A 17,781-nucleotide genomic window follows, 5' to 3' on the forward strand; every position below is an offset into this window, starting at 1 on the left:
CTTTGATCACGCGCATGCGTGATCGTTGGGCGCAGAGCCAGCCCTTCAAACTGGCTGCCTGAAGAATACGTGTGCGAATTTCAGAAACGGACTACTAAGCGAAAGCTGTGGCGCCAACTTGCCGGATCTATCCGATCAGTTGCGTCGAAGGGATTCGAAACTACCCAATGGAGACTAGTGAAGCAAACTCTCGTCGCATCGGCTGCTTTGGCGCTAGCCGGTGCATCGTCGGCACAATCGTCCATTCACGCTCTTTGGTGTGGTCGACCTGGGTGTAAGTCGCTATGAGGCGAAGAGCGAGTTCTACAACAACACTCCATTGCTGGTGGCACCTCCGCTCAAGTACAAGAACGACCTGCCCGTGCCGGCCACGTCGCCGTTCGCGCGGGATATGGATGCATCCGTGAGCGAGTTGAGTTAGTGGAGAAATTGATAGCCGAACGCGCGAAGATGTCGGGGCAGGAGATGTAGCCCAAAGACTTCGGTTCGCGCCTGACCTTGCCTCGATTTCACGTACAGCAAGAAGTTGATAACTTCAGAGGTACTGACGCTCCCCCGGAAGCTGGACAGTTCAGAACTACAGGCAGGCCGCTTCTTCGGGTTGCACTGACCTCTTCTTGACGAACTCGATCGGGGTCAGGTGGCCGAGTGAGCCGTGCGGACGATGGTGGTTGTAATCGTCCTGCCAAGCCTTCAATCTTTCGCAGGCATCGTGCAGCGTGACGAACTCATTGACGTTCAGGAATTCGTCGCGCAGTCGCCCGTTGAATGATTCGATCAGGCCATTGTCGGTGGGTTTGCCAGGTCGTGTGTAGTCGAGCTTGACGCCCCTGCGGTATGCCCAATCGTCCAAGGCCTTGGACGTGAACTCTGTGCCGTTGTCGACTGTGATCGCACGCGGCAACCCGCGGGTTGCCGCGGCCGCGTCCAGGGCCTTGCCAACGCACCTGCCGGTGAGGCGGAAGTTGGCCTCCAGGCACACACTCTCGCGACTCCACTGATCGATCACGGTGAGGATGCGAAACGCCCGTCCGTCGGCCATCTGGTCGTGGACGAAATCCATGCTCCAGTGCTGATTCGGGCCGGTCGGCGTCTGCGGTTTGCCGCGCAGCAGTGCGATTCGCTTGCGACGCTTGACCTTCATTCGCAGCTGCAGTCCTTCGAGGCGATACAGCCGGTAAACGGGTAAACGCGCCTCTTGCCCACCTGCCATCCCTCGCGCTTGAGCATCACCAGCACCCGCAGGTAGCCGAACCTGGGCCGGCTCATGGCGATGTCGCGTATGCGCTGGCGCAGCACGCTTTGGTCCCGAGCAGTGCTCTTGGCGTACCACACCGACCGCTGCAACATCGCCAATCGACACGAGCGTCCCACGCTGATCTTGAAGCGCTCCTGCATCCAGGCTGCCAGCTCGCGCCGCTTGGCAGCCTTCAGAGCTTTTTTCGTACGACCTCCTGCAGGATCTGCTTGTCCAGCGTCAGGTCGGCCACGATGCGCCGCAGTCGAGCGTTCTCGTCCTCGAGTTGCTTGAGCTTGCGCAGCTCGCTCACACCGAGGTCCGCGTACTTCTTCTTCCACGTATAGAACGTGGCTTCCGAGATGCCTATCTGCCGACACACATCCACCACCGGCGTGCCGCTATCGGCCAGCCTCAGCGCGTAGGTGATCTGCTCCTCGGTGAATCTGGATTTCTTCATCGCTTCTCCTTGCCCTCGCGGGCGCACTGAGAAGCGACCGTACCTCTACTTTTGACCTGTATGGGTTTTCCGGGGGAACGTCACAGCCGAAGCTAATCGGCAGAGCCGTGCAAGTCCCACGGTCAAAGACATCTCCGCAGAATTTCGACAATCGAGTCCTTGTTCAACGGAACCGGGTTGGAATAGATCCAGTCGTCCTTCAGGCACTTCTCCGCAGCGAGTTCGAGGTGTTCAGGCCCAACACCCACATCGCTCAATCGTCGTGGAAGTCCGAGTTCCGCAATGAAGCGATGCATTTCAGCGGCGAGCGCTTCACTAGCAAACCCCATCTCCCGGGCAATCCTCTGTTGAACCTCGCCTGTGGCGGATTCATTCCATTCGATCACGGCCGGCAAGGTGATGCATGACGTCATGCCGTGGGGAACGCCGAAAGCAGCGCCTAGAACATGCCCGATAGCATGGCTTCCTCCCATTCTCAAGCCTCCGACGATGCCGGTCATCGACATCCAGGCGCCCACCATGCAGTTCAATCTTGCTGCTGCCTGCTCAGCACCTGCAGCGACTTCCCTCAGCCCAGGGGTCAGTAGCCTGAGCGCCTGAATCGCCAAACCGTCGGTATACGGGTTCGCGTCGACGGAGCAAAGCGTCTCGACAGCATGGTCGATGGCCCGCACGCCGGTGGTCAAAAAGAGGTCTGAAGGTGTATGGCATGCCAACTGAGGATCGAAAATGATGGAGGATGCCATCAAGCTCCTGTGATCGAAGCTGCGCTTGACCCGGTTTTCCGTGTCGGTGATTCCGGCGCGAGAATTGAACTCGCCTCCGGAGAGCGTCGTGGGAACACAGACGATCTTCACTGCCACGTCGGGGTAGTCAGGATATGCACGGACCCCGTTTGCATCGACCTTCGTGTAGAAATCCTGCAGCTTCTCCACGTTGTCGACACGGTTCGACACGCACAGGGCCACGGCTTTTGCCCCGTCGGTGACGGACCCGCCACCGATGCTGACGATCACGTCCGCATCCAGTGAGCGCGCGACGTTCGCACACTGCACGACCGCGGAATCAGGAGTGTGCGACGGCATGCGGTCGAACACGCCAACGCATCGCGGGCCAAGCGCCTTTACAATGGACTTTATCGAACCAGTGCCCGAATTCAAGCTACCGCTAACGACGAGAAATGCCCGCCGAAGGTTCAAGCGCGCCAGTTCGGCCGGAAGTGCATCTTCGGTCACGCCGCTGAGCACCTGGTCGGGTCTTGCAAGCTTCACCGTCCAGTCCGCGGCACGCTTACCTGCGCGTGTAGTCATGTGATCTCCAGAACAATGCGGAACGGCGTGTAGCGGGCGACCATCTGCCCTCACAACACCCGCTGTGAATCGTCGACAGGCCGCCGCGCAAGCTCGTGGCGCAGCATCTTGCCCGTGGTACTCCGGGGCAAATCCTCGCTGACGAGGAACTGCAAGTAACGCGGTCTCTTGTAGCCGGACAGGCGCTGGCGACACCAGGCTGCGAGCTCCTCGCGCGTGACCTTGCTGCCCGGGCGCAGGACCACCACTGCCTTGACGGACTCTCCCCAATGCGCATCCGGCACTCCAAAGACGCATGCCTCCTGAACTGCCGGATGCTGGCCGATGACGGCCTCCACTTCCGCGGGATAGACGTTCTCGCCTCCGGTCTTCACCAGGTAGCGCTTCCGGTCAACGAACGTCAAGCTCCCGTCTGCATCCCGCAGCAGGAGGTCCCCGGTATGCAGCCAACCGCCGCGGAAGACTTCTGCATTCGCTGCGTCAGCGTCGATGTAGCCGGACATCACCGTGGGACCTCGCACCACACACTCGCCAGGCTCCCCGACCGGCACGTCGTTCATTGCGTCGTCGACGATGCGCACCTCGAGAAGTGGCGCGGGTGTCTTGCGCAGGCTGGGCACCTCACCCGGCCCGGAGCGGCCGTGGGCTAGCAAGTAGCTGACCTCGCTCTGGCCGAAAGCATCGTAGAAGTGGAGGTTGCACTCTCGCGTCAGCCGGGCGATGACCTGCGGCATCATGTTCGCGTAGCCAAGCGCGAAGCGGAAACTCGATAGGTCATGTCGCGTTCGCGCGGGATCATCGAGGAACGCGGTGATCACACCCGGAAGAAGGCACGTCCAGCTGAGCCGGTCACGCTCGATGAGCCGGTACATCTGGAGCACCTCCGCCCGGCGCAAGGTTGCAAAGGTACCTCCGGTACAGATCGTGGCGTAGAGGGATTCGTCGCCGCCACAATGGAACAGCGGTAACCACCCTACGAAGCCGTCGTTCTCCGTCAGACCGAACCACTGCGCTATCCGCAGGCCTCGGATAGCCGCTGCCCGTTGGCTGATCATGGCGCCCTTGGGCGCCCCTGTCGTACCGCTCGTGAACAGGATGTTGTGCACGTCGTCCCCGCGGGCGACGCGAGGGGGTTCGTCCGGCGTGCTGTCCTCGAGAAGTGCCTCATAACTGTCGAAGCCAGGTACCTCGCCAAATGCGATCCAATGCCGCACACCAGGCGCCTCCCTCCGCACCTGATCGGCCAGCGGCGCGAAGGAATCGGACACCAACATCGCCACGGGCCGACACTTGCGCAGGCAAGCAGACAACTCTGAGGGGTGAAGCCGGATATTCAGCGCCGCGACGGTGATCCCGAGTGCGGCGAGGGCCGCGTAAGCCTCCACGTACTCCGGTCTGGTATCGGAAAGGACTGCGATGATGTCGCCGCGCCGGTATCCCAAGCGGTGCAACGCGTTCGCAAGCCTCCAGGCCCGCTCACAAACTTCGGAATAGCTGCGCCTGCCGTCCTCCCACGTGACGGCCGGGCGGCTCGCAAAGGTGCGAAAGGCCCGCCGAAACATCGCGTCGACCGTGACATCGGAGGCGGCCGCCGCAGCCTCTCGCCACGAGACCTGGGAAGAGCCGTTATTGCGGCTCAATGCCGACCCCCTTGACGACCTGCCCTTGGCGCGCGATGTCGTCAATGATGGCCTTCTTGAAGCTTTCGCCCATGAAAGAAGCGGGAAAGTTTCCTGTCCGCTGGATGGTGGCGCGGAATTCAGGATCAGCCCCCATTGCCTGCAGTGCGTCGACAAGGCGATCGGCAATCTCTCGAGGGAGGCCGGGGGGAGCAATGACGCCATACAGCACATCCAGGTCGATACTTCCCATACCGACCTCGGTGAACGTCGGCACACTTGGCAGGTCCGGATTGCGCGATTGCCCGCTGACCGCAATCGCGGTGAACTTGCCGGCCTTTACCAGCTCCTTGCTGACGGACGTCACGCTCATGTAGTAGTCGATGTCGCCCGCCATCAGTGCCGTCGCCAGCGTCTCCGTAGTCTTAAATGGCACGTGCACAGCCTTGGTGATCTTCGCAGCGGAGTTGAACTGCTCGACCCCGAGGTGCATGGAGCTTCCGACCCCAGGTGAACCATAGTTCAGCGAACGTTTCTTCGAAAGCTCGACCAGGTCACCGGGCGACTTCACCCCGATATTTGGCGCCGCCAGCAGAACCGACTGTGCTGTCATCAGGCCAGCCAAGTACGTCAGTTCCCGGGGCTCGTAGTTGATGCGTTTGTAGACGTGCGGAGCAACACTCAGCGTCGAATTGAGCCCGATACCCAGCGTGTAGCCATCCGGCTTCTGCTTGCTCAGGTAGGCGGTTCCGATCGTCCCGCCAGCACCCAGTTTCTGTTCGACGATGAACGTCCCACCCAACCTCTTTGTGAGGTGCTCGGCGACGATGCGTGCGAAGATTTCCGTCGACGAGCCGAACGGGGTGACGATGGTCACTACCTTGCCGGCAGGATAGGCCGCCTGCGCGATGGTGCTGCCGGACCACATGGACGAGATCAACGTGAGGGCAGCTACCAGCATCAGACCGGCTGCGTGGATGGCTTGGCGGCGTTTGAATTGACGGTGCATTCCAGAATCTCCTTGACAGTGGCAGATGGCGTCCGGCATTGGTGGGAACAAGAAACCGGCGCTACTTCACGAACGAGACGGGCTGAACCTCCCTGACCTCGATCGCCGCCAGATGCTCCTTGATCGGTTTTAGCTTCACGCGGTCGGGATCGGCGTAATAGCCGGCGTGGACCTCTTCGAGGTTGCCGGGATGGCTGATCGCCCAGGTGAAGATGTTTTTTTCTCGGTCCTCGTAGGCGAACTCGATCGTGAAGCCGAAGCGCTGGCGGATCGCTGCGACCTGACGCCACATGGACAGAAAGTCTTCCCAGTGTCCTGGCTTGATGAAATACGTTCTCAGCAATGTCGTGGGCATGATCGGACTTTGATCGGTGAGCAGCGGTTCAGTGCAGGCGCATGGTTGCGAGAGCGATGTCGGCCGAAGCACAATACGGAGAGAGTATTTGCTTCTTTTCGCAAAGCGATCGCTTAGTCTCGCGAATTTCCAGCAGCCTGTCAACGGGTTAACGCCTAGGGTCGCGCGGTGGGCCGGCATTTTGTTCATGGGTTTTCCCGCAGGCTCCGCTCCCGCGACATCGCGGGCGAAAGCTGTACAACGCGAAGCACATGCTTGATGACTGAAAGCGTCGGAACATTTTGCGAGTTGATCCCGGCTCATCCTCCCCATCAGCCGGACAAGTGACTCGCAGTCGCAGGCGGTCGCTTCATTCTTCTGCCTTGAGCAGTATGAGATGGAAGGGAGAGCCACGCCGAGGTGCTTGCCCAGCGCGATGGCCATCGCGCTGATACGCAGTCGGGCGATCGAAAGATTGCTTTCTCGACGACTCAAGCCTCGCAGCTGCGGCGGCTCACCGGGATTCAGTCGCAGTTCAGGGCTGAGGGGTCTTCCTGGCCCCCGCTGATCAACGGGTCCTTTTCGGTGACTCCCCTCTCCGGGGCAGCACGGGAGCTACGGTCGCCACGGTTGCGCGCACTGCTCCATGCAACTGGAAATCCATCGAATCCAGCGGCCCCACCCGCGAGCATTTGCTGGCAAGCGGGCCGCTGCCTTGGGAGGCGGATGGGAAACGATGATCTAAGAGAGCTTAGCGCTCGCCATGGAAACGAAGCGACCGGAGTCTGACGGGTTGGCGCGGCGCAGCAAGGGGAACGAACGGACGTTGCGGAAGGACATCCACCTGCTCGGTCGCATCCTCGGTGATGTCATTCAAGAGCTGGAGGGAGCGGCGACCTTCGATCTGGTTGAGCGCATCCGAAAGATGTCCGTGGCTTTTCCGGAGGCATCCGGACCCGGCATCAGAGCACGCGCTGATTGACGCTGAAGTCCTTAACCGGCGACGAGGCGGTGCGCGTGATCCGCGCCTTTACCTATTTCACCCACCTCGCCAATCTTGCCGAGGACAGGCACCACATTCGCACTCTGACCGAAGGCGAACGGGCGAGACTCGCCCCCACCGCGAACCCGAACTCCGTCCTCCCGCCCGGGACTCAGGCTTGCTTCGCGGGTCACAGGGTGCTGCGAGAAATAGGCTTGATCGGCGCGGGCACACTGCCCGACTTGCGCACTGGTTTGCCGTCTCCCGCGACTCCAAACTGTGCGAGATCTAACTCCGATGCCCGCATCGTGCTTGATGCGTGGCGCATCGCTTTCGCACCGCGGTGGCCCCGTCCATCCCGAGGGTTAATCCGCAGGCGCTTCCCTCGACAAGCGGCTCCAGCGCGGGCAAACTAAGCATTTGCTCAGTCGCCATGTGCAAATGGAAGTCTAGTGCCCAAGAGCGTTCGCGCGACAGCAACAGGAAAACGTCAATGCGATTTGCCCCTATTCCGCTAAGCCAACGTACACCGGCTCAGCACGAACTCATTCAGTTCTATCGTCAAGGGTGGCGGTCCGAACTGAGCGCAGAACACGACGTGCTGGGTGGCCCTCTTGAGGCCATGACTCGGGCTCCCGATTTTTTGGCGCGGCTCGTCTCTGGATTAGCTGACTACGACCGCGATCATTCAACCTTGCCCAAGCGCTTGGTGGAATTTGGAATCCTCATCACAGCGCGCGCAACACGCTCGAGCTACGAATGGAGAATGCATCGGCCTTGGGCGGAGCGTGAGGGGATTCCAGCGGACACCATTGACAGCCTCCAGCATGGCGAAAAACCGCACCCGATGAAGGAAGACGAGGCTACCTTGTTCAGCTTCCTCGATGAGCTGCTGCACAAGCAAAAGGTATCGGACAGCACCTTCAACGCGGCAACGTCGATGTTCGGCGAGCGCGGAGTTGTCGACATTTGCTGGCTGGCGGGCCTTTACCGCGCAGTAGCACTCGTGTTGGTTGCGGCGGACGCGAATTCATCCGAGGTGCTCTGGCAGCAGGGTTCCGTCGAGTAGTGGAAGGACCGTATGACCCAATCAAACCAGACCGCGCGTTCCACGTCGCCAAGCGACGGCAAGGCAATCAACCGAATCCGTACGCGGCTAGAGGCGGGCGAAGCAGCAGTGGGGGCGTTCCTGCAACTGGGGAGCACCGAGATCGTCGAGATTGCCGGAGAGGTCGGATACGACTTCGTTGTGATCGACTGTGAGCATGGGGCCTTTGGGCTCGAGACCGCGGTGCAACTCATCCGGACCGCCGAGGCTGCCGGGACCATGCCGATCGTCCGCGTTGCGGGCGGTACGCTCAAGGAGCTTGGACAGTTTCTCGATGCAGGCGCGATGGGACTTCTGGTGCCCCAGATTGCATCGGCGGAGCAAGCACGGGCCGTGGTCTCTGCGTCGAAGTACCGAACGGAGAAGTTTCCTGCGGGGACGCGTGGTGCTTGCCCGAGCGTCCGTTCTACCCGCTATGGCTCACCAGCCTGGGCGGAGCATGCAACGCGTTCCAACCGCGACTGTGCGGTGTGGCTTCTCGTGGAATCAGCTGAGGGCATGGATAACTTGCCGCAGATCCTGGATGTACCGGGCATTGATGGAATCCAGTTCGGCGAGTTCGATCTTGCCGTTTCGATGGGCTGCGACGGCGACCGAAGCCACCCTGCAGTGCTCGCCAAGCTGGAAGGTGCGATTGAGCTGGTCCGCAGCCGCGGCATTGACGTGATTTGTTTCCTCGATGGCTGGGACCGGGCGGCTGCCGCTGCATCGCGCGAGCGGCTGGCTGCAAAGGGTTGCAGGATCCTTCTCGGTGCGGTCGATGCCCGCATCGTCTTTAATGTATTCCGGGACAGGTGTGATGCGGCGCGGCACGGCGCTCATTCGCTGAAGGGTATTTAAAGCTCGCGGCACTTCGGGGACCTGGCGTCTTACCTGGGGCGACAGGCGGCAAGCGAATCGGCTGGCGGACAGGAGAAGCCCGTCACGCCTGCGCACCAGCTCATTGCTCCGGGAAGAACTCAGGAATGCAGCTGGTCATCCAGGAAGCTCCGGCAGCCTGTAGTCCTTCAGCTGCTCCCGCAAACGGCTTTTTAGGATTTTGCCCGTGGCGCCCACGGGGATCGACTCCACCACCACCACGTCGTCCGGGATCTGCCACTTGGCGATCTTGCCGGGGTAGAACGCCAGCAGTTCCTCCCGGGTCACCTCCGCCCCCGGCTTCCTGACCACCACCAGGACGGGGCGCTCATCCCACTTAGGATGGAAGACACCGATGCACGCAGCCATCGCGACGCCTGGATGCGCAGCAGCGACGTTTTCGACGTCAATGGAGCTGATCCACTCGCCCCCGGACTTGATCACGTCCTTGCTGCGGTCAGTGATCTGCATGAACCCGTCAGCATCGATGGTCGCGACATCGCCGGTCGGAAACCAGCCATCATCTTCCTGGTGAGCCGGGGAGCGTGCACCCCCTTCTGGGTCGTAGTAGCGGCTGACCACCCAGGGCCCTCGTACCATCAGGTTGCCGGGAGTCCTGCCATCCCAACGAATCTCTTCGCCTCGATCGTTCGTGAGTTTCATGTCGACGCCGAAGATCGCCCGACCCTGCTTGATACGCAGCGGCAGTTGTTGCTCGAGGGCCAGCGAGAGGTGCTTGTTCTTCAGCGTGCATACCGTCCCAAGCGGACTCATCTCCGTCATCCCCCAGGCATGCACTGCATCGACGCCATACTTTTCACGAAAGATCTGGAGCATAGCCGGCGGGCATGCCGCTCCGCCGATCATGGTTCGGCGCAACGAACTGAATCCCAGAGCATTGCCCTCCACATGGCCAAGCAGCCCCTGCCAGACCGTCGGCACGCCGGCCGCGAAGGTCACCTTCTCGGACTCGATGAGGCTGTGAACCGACGCTCCATCCAACGCAGGCCCTGGCAGAACCAGCTTGCATCCCACCAGCGCAGCGGAGAACGGAATCCCCCAAGCGTTGACATGGAACATCGGCACCACCGGCAGGACCGAGTCGCGGGCGGAGAGGTTCATCGCATCCGGAAGAGAGATTGCATACGCGTGAAGCGTGCTGGACCGATGGGTGTAGAGGACACCCTTCGGATTGCCCGTCGTGCCACTCGTATAGCACATGCTCGAAGCCGCGTTTTCATCGAATTGTGGCCAGTCGTAGTCCGACGGTTGGCCCCCCATCCACTCCTCGTAGCTGACCAGCCCGGGCATGCCGCCCGTGTCCGGCAGGCTCTCCGCGCTGCACAGGGCGACCCACTTCTTCACGCTCGCGCATCTCTCGTGGATGGCGTTGACCAGCGGCAGGAAGCTGAGGTCGAAGCACAGGACCTTGTCTTCCGCATGATTCACGATCCATGCGACTTGGTCGGGATGAAGGCGCGGATTGATCGTGTGCAATACACGGCCGGAACCCGACACACCGTAGTAGAGCTCGAGGTGCCGGTAACCATTCCAAGCGAGCGTCCCGACCCGGTCGGAGAAGCTCAGGTCCTCGGCGTCCAGTGCGTTGGCCACCTGCCGGGCGCGCGCGGCGCAGTTCCGCCAGGTGCTCCGGTGAAGGTCGCCCTCGACGCGACGCGAAACGATCTCCGCGTCGCCGTGGTGCTTTTCTGCAAATCGAATGAGATTCGAGATCAGCAGAGGCTGATGCTGCATGAGTCCGTGAAGCATGATTTTTCAGGCCGGGGCGATCCTGAGCGGATCCGCGAAGTCAGATGGAAGTGAAGGTGAGATGCCCCGGGCGCCAGGGGACGAAGTAGGGCCTCAGCTTCACTGGGCTACGAATCCGCCGTCACAACTAAAAACGGAGCCAGTAATGAAGCTGGCCCGCGACGAAAGCAGGAAGGTGATCAGATCGGCCACCTCCGTGACGGTGCCGATCCGTTTCATCGGCTGGAGGGGGGCGAGCTTTTCAAGGCCTCCGTCTGCCGGAACCACGCTGCCAAGCAAGGGCGTCGCGATGAAGCCAGGTGCAACGGCGTTGACACGGATGGACCTTCCATAGTCCAGCGCACATGCCTTGGTGAGCCCGATCACCCCGTGTTTCGACGCGCAATACGAACCCGATCCCGCCATTCCGACGAGGCCGGCGATCGAGGCGATGTTCACGATGGCGGGCCGGTTCCTGGCGAGCATGAGCGGAATCTGCACCTTCAGGCAATTGAACAAGCCGGTGAGGTTCACTCCGACGACCCGATCCCAGTCTTCGGCGCTGCATTCGTGCAGCTGTGCCCGCTTCGCCGCCACTCCCGCAGCGTTGACAGCCAGATCGATGCCGCCGTGCCTGGCGGAGACTGCCTGAAGTGCTTCTTGCATCTGCGGGAGATCGGTGATGTCGGCTGTGATCGCGGTGCCAGCGCCACCGGAGTCCCGGATGCATCTCACCCTCTCCTCGGCCGAGGCCCGCGATCGATCCATCACGACAACCTCCGAGCCCATCGCTGCAAGCTGGCAGGCAACAGCCGCACCGATGCCCGACCCGCCACCGACAACCAGGGCAATGCGGCCTTGAAACTCGAGATGGGGCGTCAGCGTTGCTCCCTCGGCCAAAGAGCTGGTATCCGTCGACATTCCAGACCGTCCTTTTTGTTGAGCAGTAGCAAGCGGGGCTACGGCGTCCGCGCTTCAGCCAGACTTCGTGGCCTTTGCCTTGAGGAACTTGGCGACGCCCTCCTTGAACGCAGGGCGCTCGATCAACACACCTTGCCGGTCCGCTTCCACGGCAAGTTGTTGCGTGAGCGTATTGCCCTCCGCGAGATCGAAAGCGTCGCAAAGCTCCGCGAAGACACCTTCAGGCAATTGAGCCATTCTTGCGGCCAGCACCTGTGCTTCCTGCATCAGGTCCGCGTCGTCGACGCAGCGGTAGATCAATCCCATTCCTGCTGCATCTTCGCCCGACAGGCGCTCGCCGAGCAAGCACAGGGAGAGAGCGCGCGAACGGCCGATGAAGCGCGGGAGAAACCAGGTGGCCCCCATATCCGGGATCAACCCCAGCTTCGGCACGAAAGGCAGGTTGAAATAAGCCGAGCGCGCGGCAATCACGATGTGGCAGGCCATGGCGAGACCGAATCCGCCGCCAACCGCCGGGCCGTTCACGGCGCCGACCACGGGCACTTGCATCGTTCTGACCGCCTCGATGACGGGAGAGCACACCGAGTGCATGAACTGAGCGACTCCTGCCCCGAAGCTCTTGTCTGCCATGCGGGATTCCATCGCTCCGAGCTCCGCGCCGACGGAAAACCCACGTCCGGCACCTGTCAGGATGACGGCTCTGGCGTGCTTGTCGGCCTTGACGACGTCGAGGCTTCGGCGGAACTCACCCAGAAGCTCATACGACATCGCATTCAGCTTCTCGGGCGCATTCATCGTCAGCGTGTAGACGCCCTCTTTTTCGGTGATTAGCGACAAGGTCATGGTCTAAACCCGCTCTCTCTTCAGACGCCCAGAAACACCGCAGGCCGCTTTTCCATGAAAGCCGTGACGCCCTCGATGAAATCCTTGCTCCTCCCAAGATCCGACTGGCAGCGCGTTTCGATTTCGAGCTGGTCGTCCATTCCCTGGTGGCAGGCAACGCTGAGGACCTGCCGCAAGGCCGCGAGGGCGCGGGTCGGCATGCTCGCGAGCTCGGTGGCGAGGCGGATCGAATCGGGCAGGCAGGAATCACTCACGTCCCAGACGAGACCCCATTCCCGCGCCTGGTTCGCATCGAGGCGCTTTCCCGTCATGCACAGGCCCATGGCCCGTCCATAGCCGATACGGTTCACCAGACTCCAGGTAGCACCTGCATCCGGAATCATCCCGATCTTCGAGAACGACTGCACGAAATACGCCTTGGGGTCGGCGATGATCAGATCACACAGGATAGCCAGCGACGCGCCTGCTCCCGCGGCGACGCCGTTGACCGCAGCGATCGTGGGCACCCTGAGCTTCTTCAGGAGCCGGACCGTCGGGTTGTACGCCTCGCTCAGCAGCTTGCCGGGGTCGATACGATCCAGCAGATCCTCGTCCGGAGTCATGTCGATCTTCGACAGATCGGCGCCCGCACAGAAGCCTCGTCCCGATCCGGTGATGACGAGCGCCCGATACCTGGTCGAAGATTCGATCTCCTCCAGGACTTCCCTGATCCGGACGTGCATCTCCCGGGTCAGGCTATTCAGTACCTCCGGCCTGTTCAGCTTCAGGATCGCGACGTTCCCCTCGCGCTCGAAAATGACCGACTCGTTTGTCATCAATGACGCTCCACGATTGCAACTGATTTGTCGGGTTTGGCGCCCGACGAGAGTTCTTCCAGGACCTCCCTCGTGTGTTCGCCGAGGCGCGGGGCGTGCCCGACCTCTGGCGAGCCGACAGCGCTGAACCTGATCGGAGGCTGCATCTGGATGTACGAACCTTCCGTTGGATGCTCGACAACCTTGAAGAAACCTCCGGCTGCAAGCTGCGGGTCTTCGAGGATGTCGTCGATCTTTCGCACCGGCATCGCCGGAACGTTGATCTGGTTCAGGAGCTTCATCCAGGCCGCGGTCGTGCGCATTGGCGTCCTTTCGGCGATGGCCGCATAGAACTGGCCCACGTGCTGGACCCGCAGCAGGGAACCCTCCACAGGCTGGGCGGAAAGAATCTCCGGGCATTCGAGCAGCTTGAAAAGGTCTCTCCAGTTCTGGTCCGTATAAGCCAGGATGCTGATGAAACCATCCGCGGTCGGGAAGGGCTTGCGATCCTTGTCCATGATCCGGCGGTATCCGAAGTTACCCACCGGCGGCTCGTAGGTCCTCTCGAAAAGATGCTCTTCGAGGAGGAAATGGACGAAGCTCTCGAACATCGGGATCTCGACGTGCTGGCCCTTGCCGGTCTGCAACTTGTGGATGTACGCTGCAAGCACGCCCTGGGCGGCGTAAAGGCCGCTCACCTTGTCCGCCACGATCGTCGGAATGAACTTCGGGCTGTAGCTGTCCGAGGTCCGCGCGCAAAGGTCGATCAGCCCGCTCGCCGCCTGAATCGTGTCGTCGTACGCGGGGAAATCAGCATAGGGCCCCACGGACGCGTAGCCCACGCAGTGCACATAGATGACGTTGGGCGCGTGCGTCGCGACCGTCTCGTAGTCGAACCCCAGCTTCTTGATCGCGGCGCTTCTGACGTTGTGGATGAAGACGTCGGCACTGCGGATCAGATCGATCAGCGCCTGCTTTCCGGAGTCTGATTTGAGGTCGAGAACGATGGACTTCTTGCCTCTGTTCAGCGTCATGTGGATCGGCCCCATGTCGTCCGAGGTCCGAGCCTTACCGCTCTGGCGGAAGAAGTCGCCCTCGGGTGCTTCGACCTTGATGACCTCGGCCCCCATGTCCGCCAGCATCTGCGTGCAGTAGGGGCCGAACACGATCGTGGAAAGATCCACGATCCGCAGGCCGCTCAGGACCCCGGCGTTCGGATTCATGGCAGCTCAATCCTTGTTGTCGATGAAGTTGAAGAGCGTGGCGTGGTACTCGTCGAAGCCTTCGACCATGGGCACGTGCGCGCATCCGGACAGGACGGCCAGGTGGCTGCCGGCAATCAGTTCATGCGACGCCTGTGCCAAGCCCAGCGGAGTCACCGAATCCACTTCCCCCGCGATGATCAGCGTCGGTACTTTCAGCGTCTTCATCACCTCTCGCTGGTCGAGGGGGCCCAGAGCCTCCAGCGTCTGCAACGCCATTGGGCCGGTCTCCAGGAACATGCGCTGCACCCACTCGATGTCGTTCGCCGGACGACCTGGCGCGAAGCACGCGGTGGCGACGGCCAAGCTGGTTGCAGCCTTGTCGCGCCGGAAGGCAGTGGCCATGCCATCGAGGTCGGCTTGCTGCACCCCCGCGGTAAAGCCCGCGCCATTGGTGTAGCGGGGGGCAGCGGCGCACGTCAGCACGAGCCCCTTGCACACCGCGCCCAGTTGGCGCGCGGCTTCGACTGCGACAGCGCCGCCCTGTGACCAGCCGTTCAGCACGACCTCACGGAGCCCCAGAGACTTCACCAGGTTGACAACGTCGCCCGCACCGTCTTCGATGCTTGCGCTCTGGAAATCCATGTCGGACTTGCCGCACGCCCGCTGATCGAAGGCGACAACCGCGTGGCCTTTGTTGATGAGAGCGTTGAGGGTCGTATCCCACGCTCGAACGCTGAGTCCCCACCCATGGACAAGAACAACGGCCGGGCCGCGGCCAGGGTAATACTCGTAGTAGATAGATTTGTTGTCCGAGGTTCGCAAATAGGCCATGTGCATCTCCAGGCAAAGTCAGGCGGGCTCGAAAACGGGCAGAAAGAACTCGTCGGCGACGGGTTGGACCTTCAACCGCAGCTTCATTCCAAGGGCGAGATCCGGCGGGTCGAAATTCGACAGGCGCGAAACGAGGCGCGGGCCCTCTTCCAACTGGACCAACGCGACGGTGAATGGCACGTCTTCTTGGAGCGACGACAAAGGGGCGGTCAGCGTCTCCGTCCAGGAAAACAACTCACCGTTTCCCGAGCAAGCCGCCCAGTGCAAGTCGAAGGAGCCGCAGTGAGCACATCTCTGCCTCGGAATGTGATGCCAGGCGCCGCATGCGCTGCACTTCTGGATGCAGAAATTTCCGTTGAGGAAGTGGCTGTAGAACTCGTCCGACAACTTGGAGGGCGCGGGAGCGATGAAGGTGATTTTGTCGTTCATGTCAGTCGTTCCGCAGGATTGCCAAGCCGCCGTCGCCGAAATCACCCCAACCGGTTACCACGCCGACCTTGGCACCGGACACCTGCCGGTCGCCGCACTCTCCACGCAGTTGCTTGACGGCTTCATTGATGTGGTTCATGCCCCAGACATGGGCTTCGGAGTGCAGACCGCCGTGCGTATTCATCGGCATCGCGCCTCCAAGACGCAGCCGCCCATCCTTGACGAACTGACCGACCTCCCCCCGCTCGCAGAACCCCATGGCTTCGAGCTGGAGCAGGGCGACGAAGGTGAAGCAGTCGTAAACCTCGAGAAAATCGACGTCTTGGTGAGCAATCCCCGCATCGGCGAATGCTCCAGGGGCTGCGTCGGTCAATCCGATCCTGAAAATGTCTTCGCGTGAACAGAAATCATCCGCGGGATAGGGGTGCCCCTCGGCAATGCCCGCAATGAACACCGGCTTCTTGCGCAAGTCCCGTGCTCGCTCGGGCGAACAGACGATGGCCGCGCAGGCTCCGTCCGTTTCCAGGCAACAGTCGAACATCCGGAACGGCTTGGAAATCCAGCGCGAACTGTCGTACTGGTCCCGTGTCAGCGGCCGGCCATGCATCAATGCATCCGGGTTCATCTGCGCGTGCGCCCTGCTGTTCAAGGCAACCTCGGCGAGTGCATCCTCGCTGGTCCCGTACATGGCCATGTGCCGCGTGGCGAGCCACGCGTACCATTGCACCGGGGACACAGCACCGTGAGGGATGTAGTAGGACCCGAGCGACCCTGCGATCGCCTTGACGTCGGTGCCGACCTTGCTGATGCGTCGATCGGTGAATCCGTTCCACCCCATGGGCACGAGTACGTATTCCGCCACGCCCGTGGCGACCGCCATGGCGGCGGTTTGCAGCGCGACTACCGGGCTGGCTCCGCCCATCAATACCGTAGATGCGTACTTGAGATTGCGGATGCCCAGATTCGCTGCAAGTTGCTCCGCGGTCGCGGCGACCGGCGGCCCGACGATGCCGTCGATCTGATGCGCCTCCAGTCCACAGTCCTTCAGGGCGTTGTCGGTGGCCTCCAGGAGCAGTTGCAGTTCGCTTTTTGCAGTGCCTCTCGTGAACTCGGTTTGCCCGATCCCCACGATGCACGATTTGTCGGAGAGTTTGTTCATCTGCTTCCTTAGCAACCCCGGTAGACGGGGCGCCGTTTTTCCATGAATGCGAGGGGCCCCTCTTTCGCATCTTCCGAGTTGGCGACAACGTCCCAGGCCTTGTCCTCGATGAGGTAGGCCTGCTCGAGAGGCATCCCCGATGTCTCGATCATTGCCTTCTTGGCTGCGGCGACCGCCAAGGGGCCGTTCTCGCTGATCTCCCGGGCGATCTCCATGGCCTTGGCAAGGAGTTGCTCCCGCGGGGTCACGTAATTGACGAAGCCGTATTCGAGTGCCTCCTGGGCCGTGATCGACCGGCCGGTGAGAATCACCTCCATCGCCCTGCAAAACGGCATCTGGCGCGTAAGACGCACCAGCGACCCGCCCGCAGGCAGGATGGCGCGCTTTACCTCGGGCAGGCCGAACGTGGCGCTTTCCGTGCAGATGCGGATGTCCGTTCCCTCGATGACTTCCGTGCCACCCGCGATGCAGAATCCGTTGATGGCGGCAATCACGGGCTTGGGAAAGAACGTGCGAAGCATTGCAACGTCGCGTACGCGCGGATGCGTTTCCAGCAAGGTCGCTTCGAACTGATCTTGCGGCGGCCGCGCCCGCGTCAGAACGGGGATCAACGAACCGAGGTCACCGCCGGCGGAAAAGGCCCGCTCTCCCGCGCCCGTGATAACAGCACAGCGGACGTTCGGATCCGTCGCCCAGGCCTCCCACGTCTCGGCCATCCTCACGAACATCTCGGCGTTCATGGCATTGTGTTTTTCGGGCCTGTTCAGGGTCATGACACCCACGAACTCTCGAACTTCTGTAAGCAGTACCGACATTGAGAGACACCTTTCGCAACCGTGTTTATGGCATCGGGCAGTGCTGAATGCGCATCCACCGCTTCGCTTTTGGAATCGTCTGCTAATAGTTTCTAAGCGATTGCTTATGTTAACCGTC

The 17,781-nt window shown here is 61.4% G+C and carries 15 protein-coding genes and 2 pseudogenes; 3 read left to right on the forward strand and 14 right to left on the reverse strand.

All coding sequences use genetic code 11. The features are described from left to right. Positions 1-577 precede the first annotated feature (577 nt). The 5 genes and pseudogenes from ABEA07_RS10270 to ABEA07_RS10290 all read right to left on the reverse strand — a co-directional run bounded on the left by ABEA07_RS10270 (position 578) and on the right by ABEA07_RS10290 (position 5,990). Positions 578-1,697 (reverse strand): annotated as a pseudogene (locus ABEA07_RS10270) (IS3 family transposase). A 122-nt stretch (positions 1,698-1,819) separates the two neighbouring features. Continuing rightward, the gene (locus ABEA07_RS10275; protein WP_345537635.1) at positions 1,820-3,007 is read right to left on the reverse strand and encodes an iron-containing alcohol dehydrogenase; all 1,188 of its coding nucleotides are present in this window, start codon (positions 3,005-3,007) and stop codon (positions 1,820-1,822) included. Between the two features lie 50 nt (positions 3,008-3,057). Then, complete coding sequence (locus ABEA07_RS10280) at positions 3,058-4,647, reverse strand: class I adenylate-forming enzyme family protein (protein ID WP_345537636.1); 1,590 nt, start codon at positions 4,645-4,647, stop codon at positions 3,058-3,060. After that, complete coding sequence (locus tag ABEA07_RS10285; protein ID WP_345537637.1) at positions 4,634-5,635, reverse strand: Bug family tripartite tricarboxylate transporter substrate binding protein; 1,002 nt, start codon at positions 5,633-5,635, stop codon at positions 4,634-4,636. The genes ABEA07_RS10280 and ABEA07_RS10285 overlap by 14 nt, the downstream gene beginning before the upstream one ends. Positions 5,636-5,696: 61 nt before the next feature. Beyond that, positions 5,697-5,990, reverse strand: coding sequence for a hypothetical protein (locus tag ABEA07_RS10290; protein ID WP_345537638.1), 294 nt, complete (start codon positions 5,988-5,990; stop codon positions 5,697-5,699). A 742-nt stretch (positions 5,991-6,732) separates the two neighbouring features. Here ABEA07_RS10290 and ABEA07_RS28635 point away from each other — a divergent pair. The 3 genes and pseudogenes from ABEA07_RS28635 to ABEA07_RS10310 all read left to right on the forward strand — a co-directional run. Next, positions 6,733-7,076 (forward strand): annotated as a pseudogene (locus ABEA07_RS28635) (phosphoenolpyruvate carboxylase); the annotation flags it as partial. A 368-nt stretch (positions 7,077-7,444) separates the two neighbouring features. Continuing rightward, positions 7,445-8,020, forward strand: coding sequence for a carboxymuconolactone decarboxylase family protein (locus tag ABEA07_RS10305; RefSeq protein ID WP_345537641.1), 576 nt, complete (start codon positions 7,445-7,447; stop codon positions 8,018-8,020). 12 nt (positions 8,021-8,032) lie between these two features. Further along, the gene (locus tag ABEA07_RS10310) at positions 8,033-8,899 is read left to right on the forward strand and encodes an HpcH/HpaI aldolase family protein (protein WP_345537642.1); all 867 of its coding nucleotides are present in this window, start codon (positions 8,033-8,035) and stop codon (positions 8,897-8,899) included. Positions 8,900-9,034: 135 nt separating this feature from the next. On the opposite strand, the gene ABEA07_RS10315 is transcribed toward ABEA07_RS10310, so the two are convergent. The 9 genes from ABEA07_RS10315 to ABEA07_RS10355 all read right to left on the reverse strand — a co-directional run bounded on the left by ABEA07_RS10315 (position 9,035) and on the right by ABEA07_RS10355 (position 17,663). Continuing rightward, positions 9,035-10,687: a 3-(methylthio)propionyl-CoA ligase gene (locus ABEA07_RS10315; RefSeq protein ID WP_345537644.1), complete on the reverse strand. Its 1,653-nt coding sequence runs from the start codon at positions 10,685-10,687 to the stop codon at positions 9,035-9,037. 99 nt (positions 10,688-10,786) lie between these two features. Beyond that, positions 10,787-11,587, reverse strand: a complete 801-nt coding sequence (locus ABEA07_RS10320; protein ID WP_345537645.1) for an SDR family NAD(P)-dependent oxidoreductase — start codon at positions 11,585-11,587, stop codon at positions 10,787-10,789. A gap of 54 nt (positions 11,588-11,641) precedes the next feature. Continuing rightward, positions 11,642-12,430 (reverse strand): enoyl-CoA hydratase/isomerase family protein, encoded by a 789-nt coding sequence (locus ABEA07_RS10325; protein WP_345537646.1) that lies wholly within the window; start codon positions 12,428-12,430, stop codon positions 11,642-11,644. A 20-nt stretch (positions 12,431-12,450) separates the two neighbouring features. Beyond that, entirely contained in the window at positions 12,451-13,245 is a 795-nt protein-coding gene (locus ABEA07_RS10330) for an enoyl-CoA hydratase-related protein (protein ID WP_345537647.1), read from the reverse strand. Next, complete coding sequence (locus ABEA07_RS10335; protein WP_345537648.1) at positions 13,245-14,447, reverse strand: CaiB/BaiF CoA transferase family protein; 1,203 nt, start codon at positions 14,445-14,447, stop codon at positions 13,245-13,247. The genes ABEA07_RS10330 and ABEA07_RS10335 overlap by 1 nt, the downstream gene beginning before the upstream one ends. Positions 14,448-14,453: 6 nt before the next feature. Next, the gene (locus ABEA07_RS10340; RefSeq protein ID WP_345537649.1) at positions 14,454-15,260 is read right to left on the reverse strand and encodes an alpha/beta fold hydrolase; all 807 of its coding nucleotides are present in this window, start codon (positions 15,258-15,260) and stop codon (positions 14,454-14,456) included. Positions 15,261-15,278: 18 nt separating this feature from the next. Further along, positions 15,279-15,689 carry a Zn-ribbon domain-containing OB-fold protein gene (locus tag ABEA07_RS10345; protein ID WP_345537651.1) on the reverse strand — a complete coding sequence of 137 codons (411 nt, stop codon included), beginning with the start codon at positions 15,687-15,689 and terminating at the stop codon, positions 15,279-15,281. Between the two features lies 1 nt (position 15,690). Beyond that, positions 15,691-16,848 carry a thiolase C-terminal domain-containing protein gene (locus ABEA07_RS10350; protein WP_345537652.1) on the reverse strand — a complete coding sequence of 386 codons (1,158 nt, stop codon included), beginning with the start codon at positions 16,846-16,848 and terminating at the stop codon, positions 15,691-15,693. Positions 16,849-16,856: 8 nt separating this feature from the next. Then, positions 16,857-17,663, reverse strand: a complete 807-nt coding sequence (locus tag ABEA07_RS10355) for an enoyl-CoA hydratase-related protein (RefSeq protein WP_345537653.1) — start codon at positions 17,661-17,663, stop codon at positions 16,857-16,859. Positions 17,664-17,781: the final 118 nt, after the last annotated feature.

It is taken from the genome of Variovorax defluvii (assembly GCF_039541515.1).
GTDB classification, from domain to species: Bacteria; Pseudomonadota; Gammaproteobacteria; order Burkholderiales; family Burkholderiaceae_C; genus Variovorax; species Variovorax defluvii.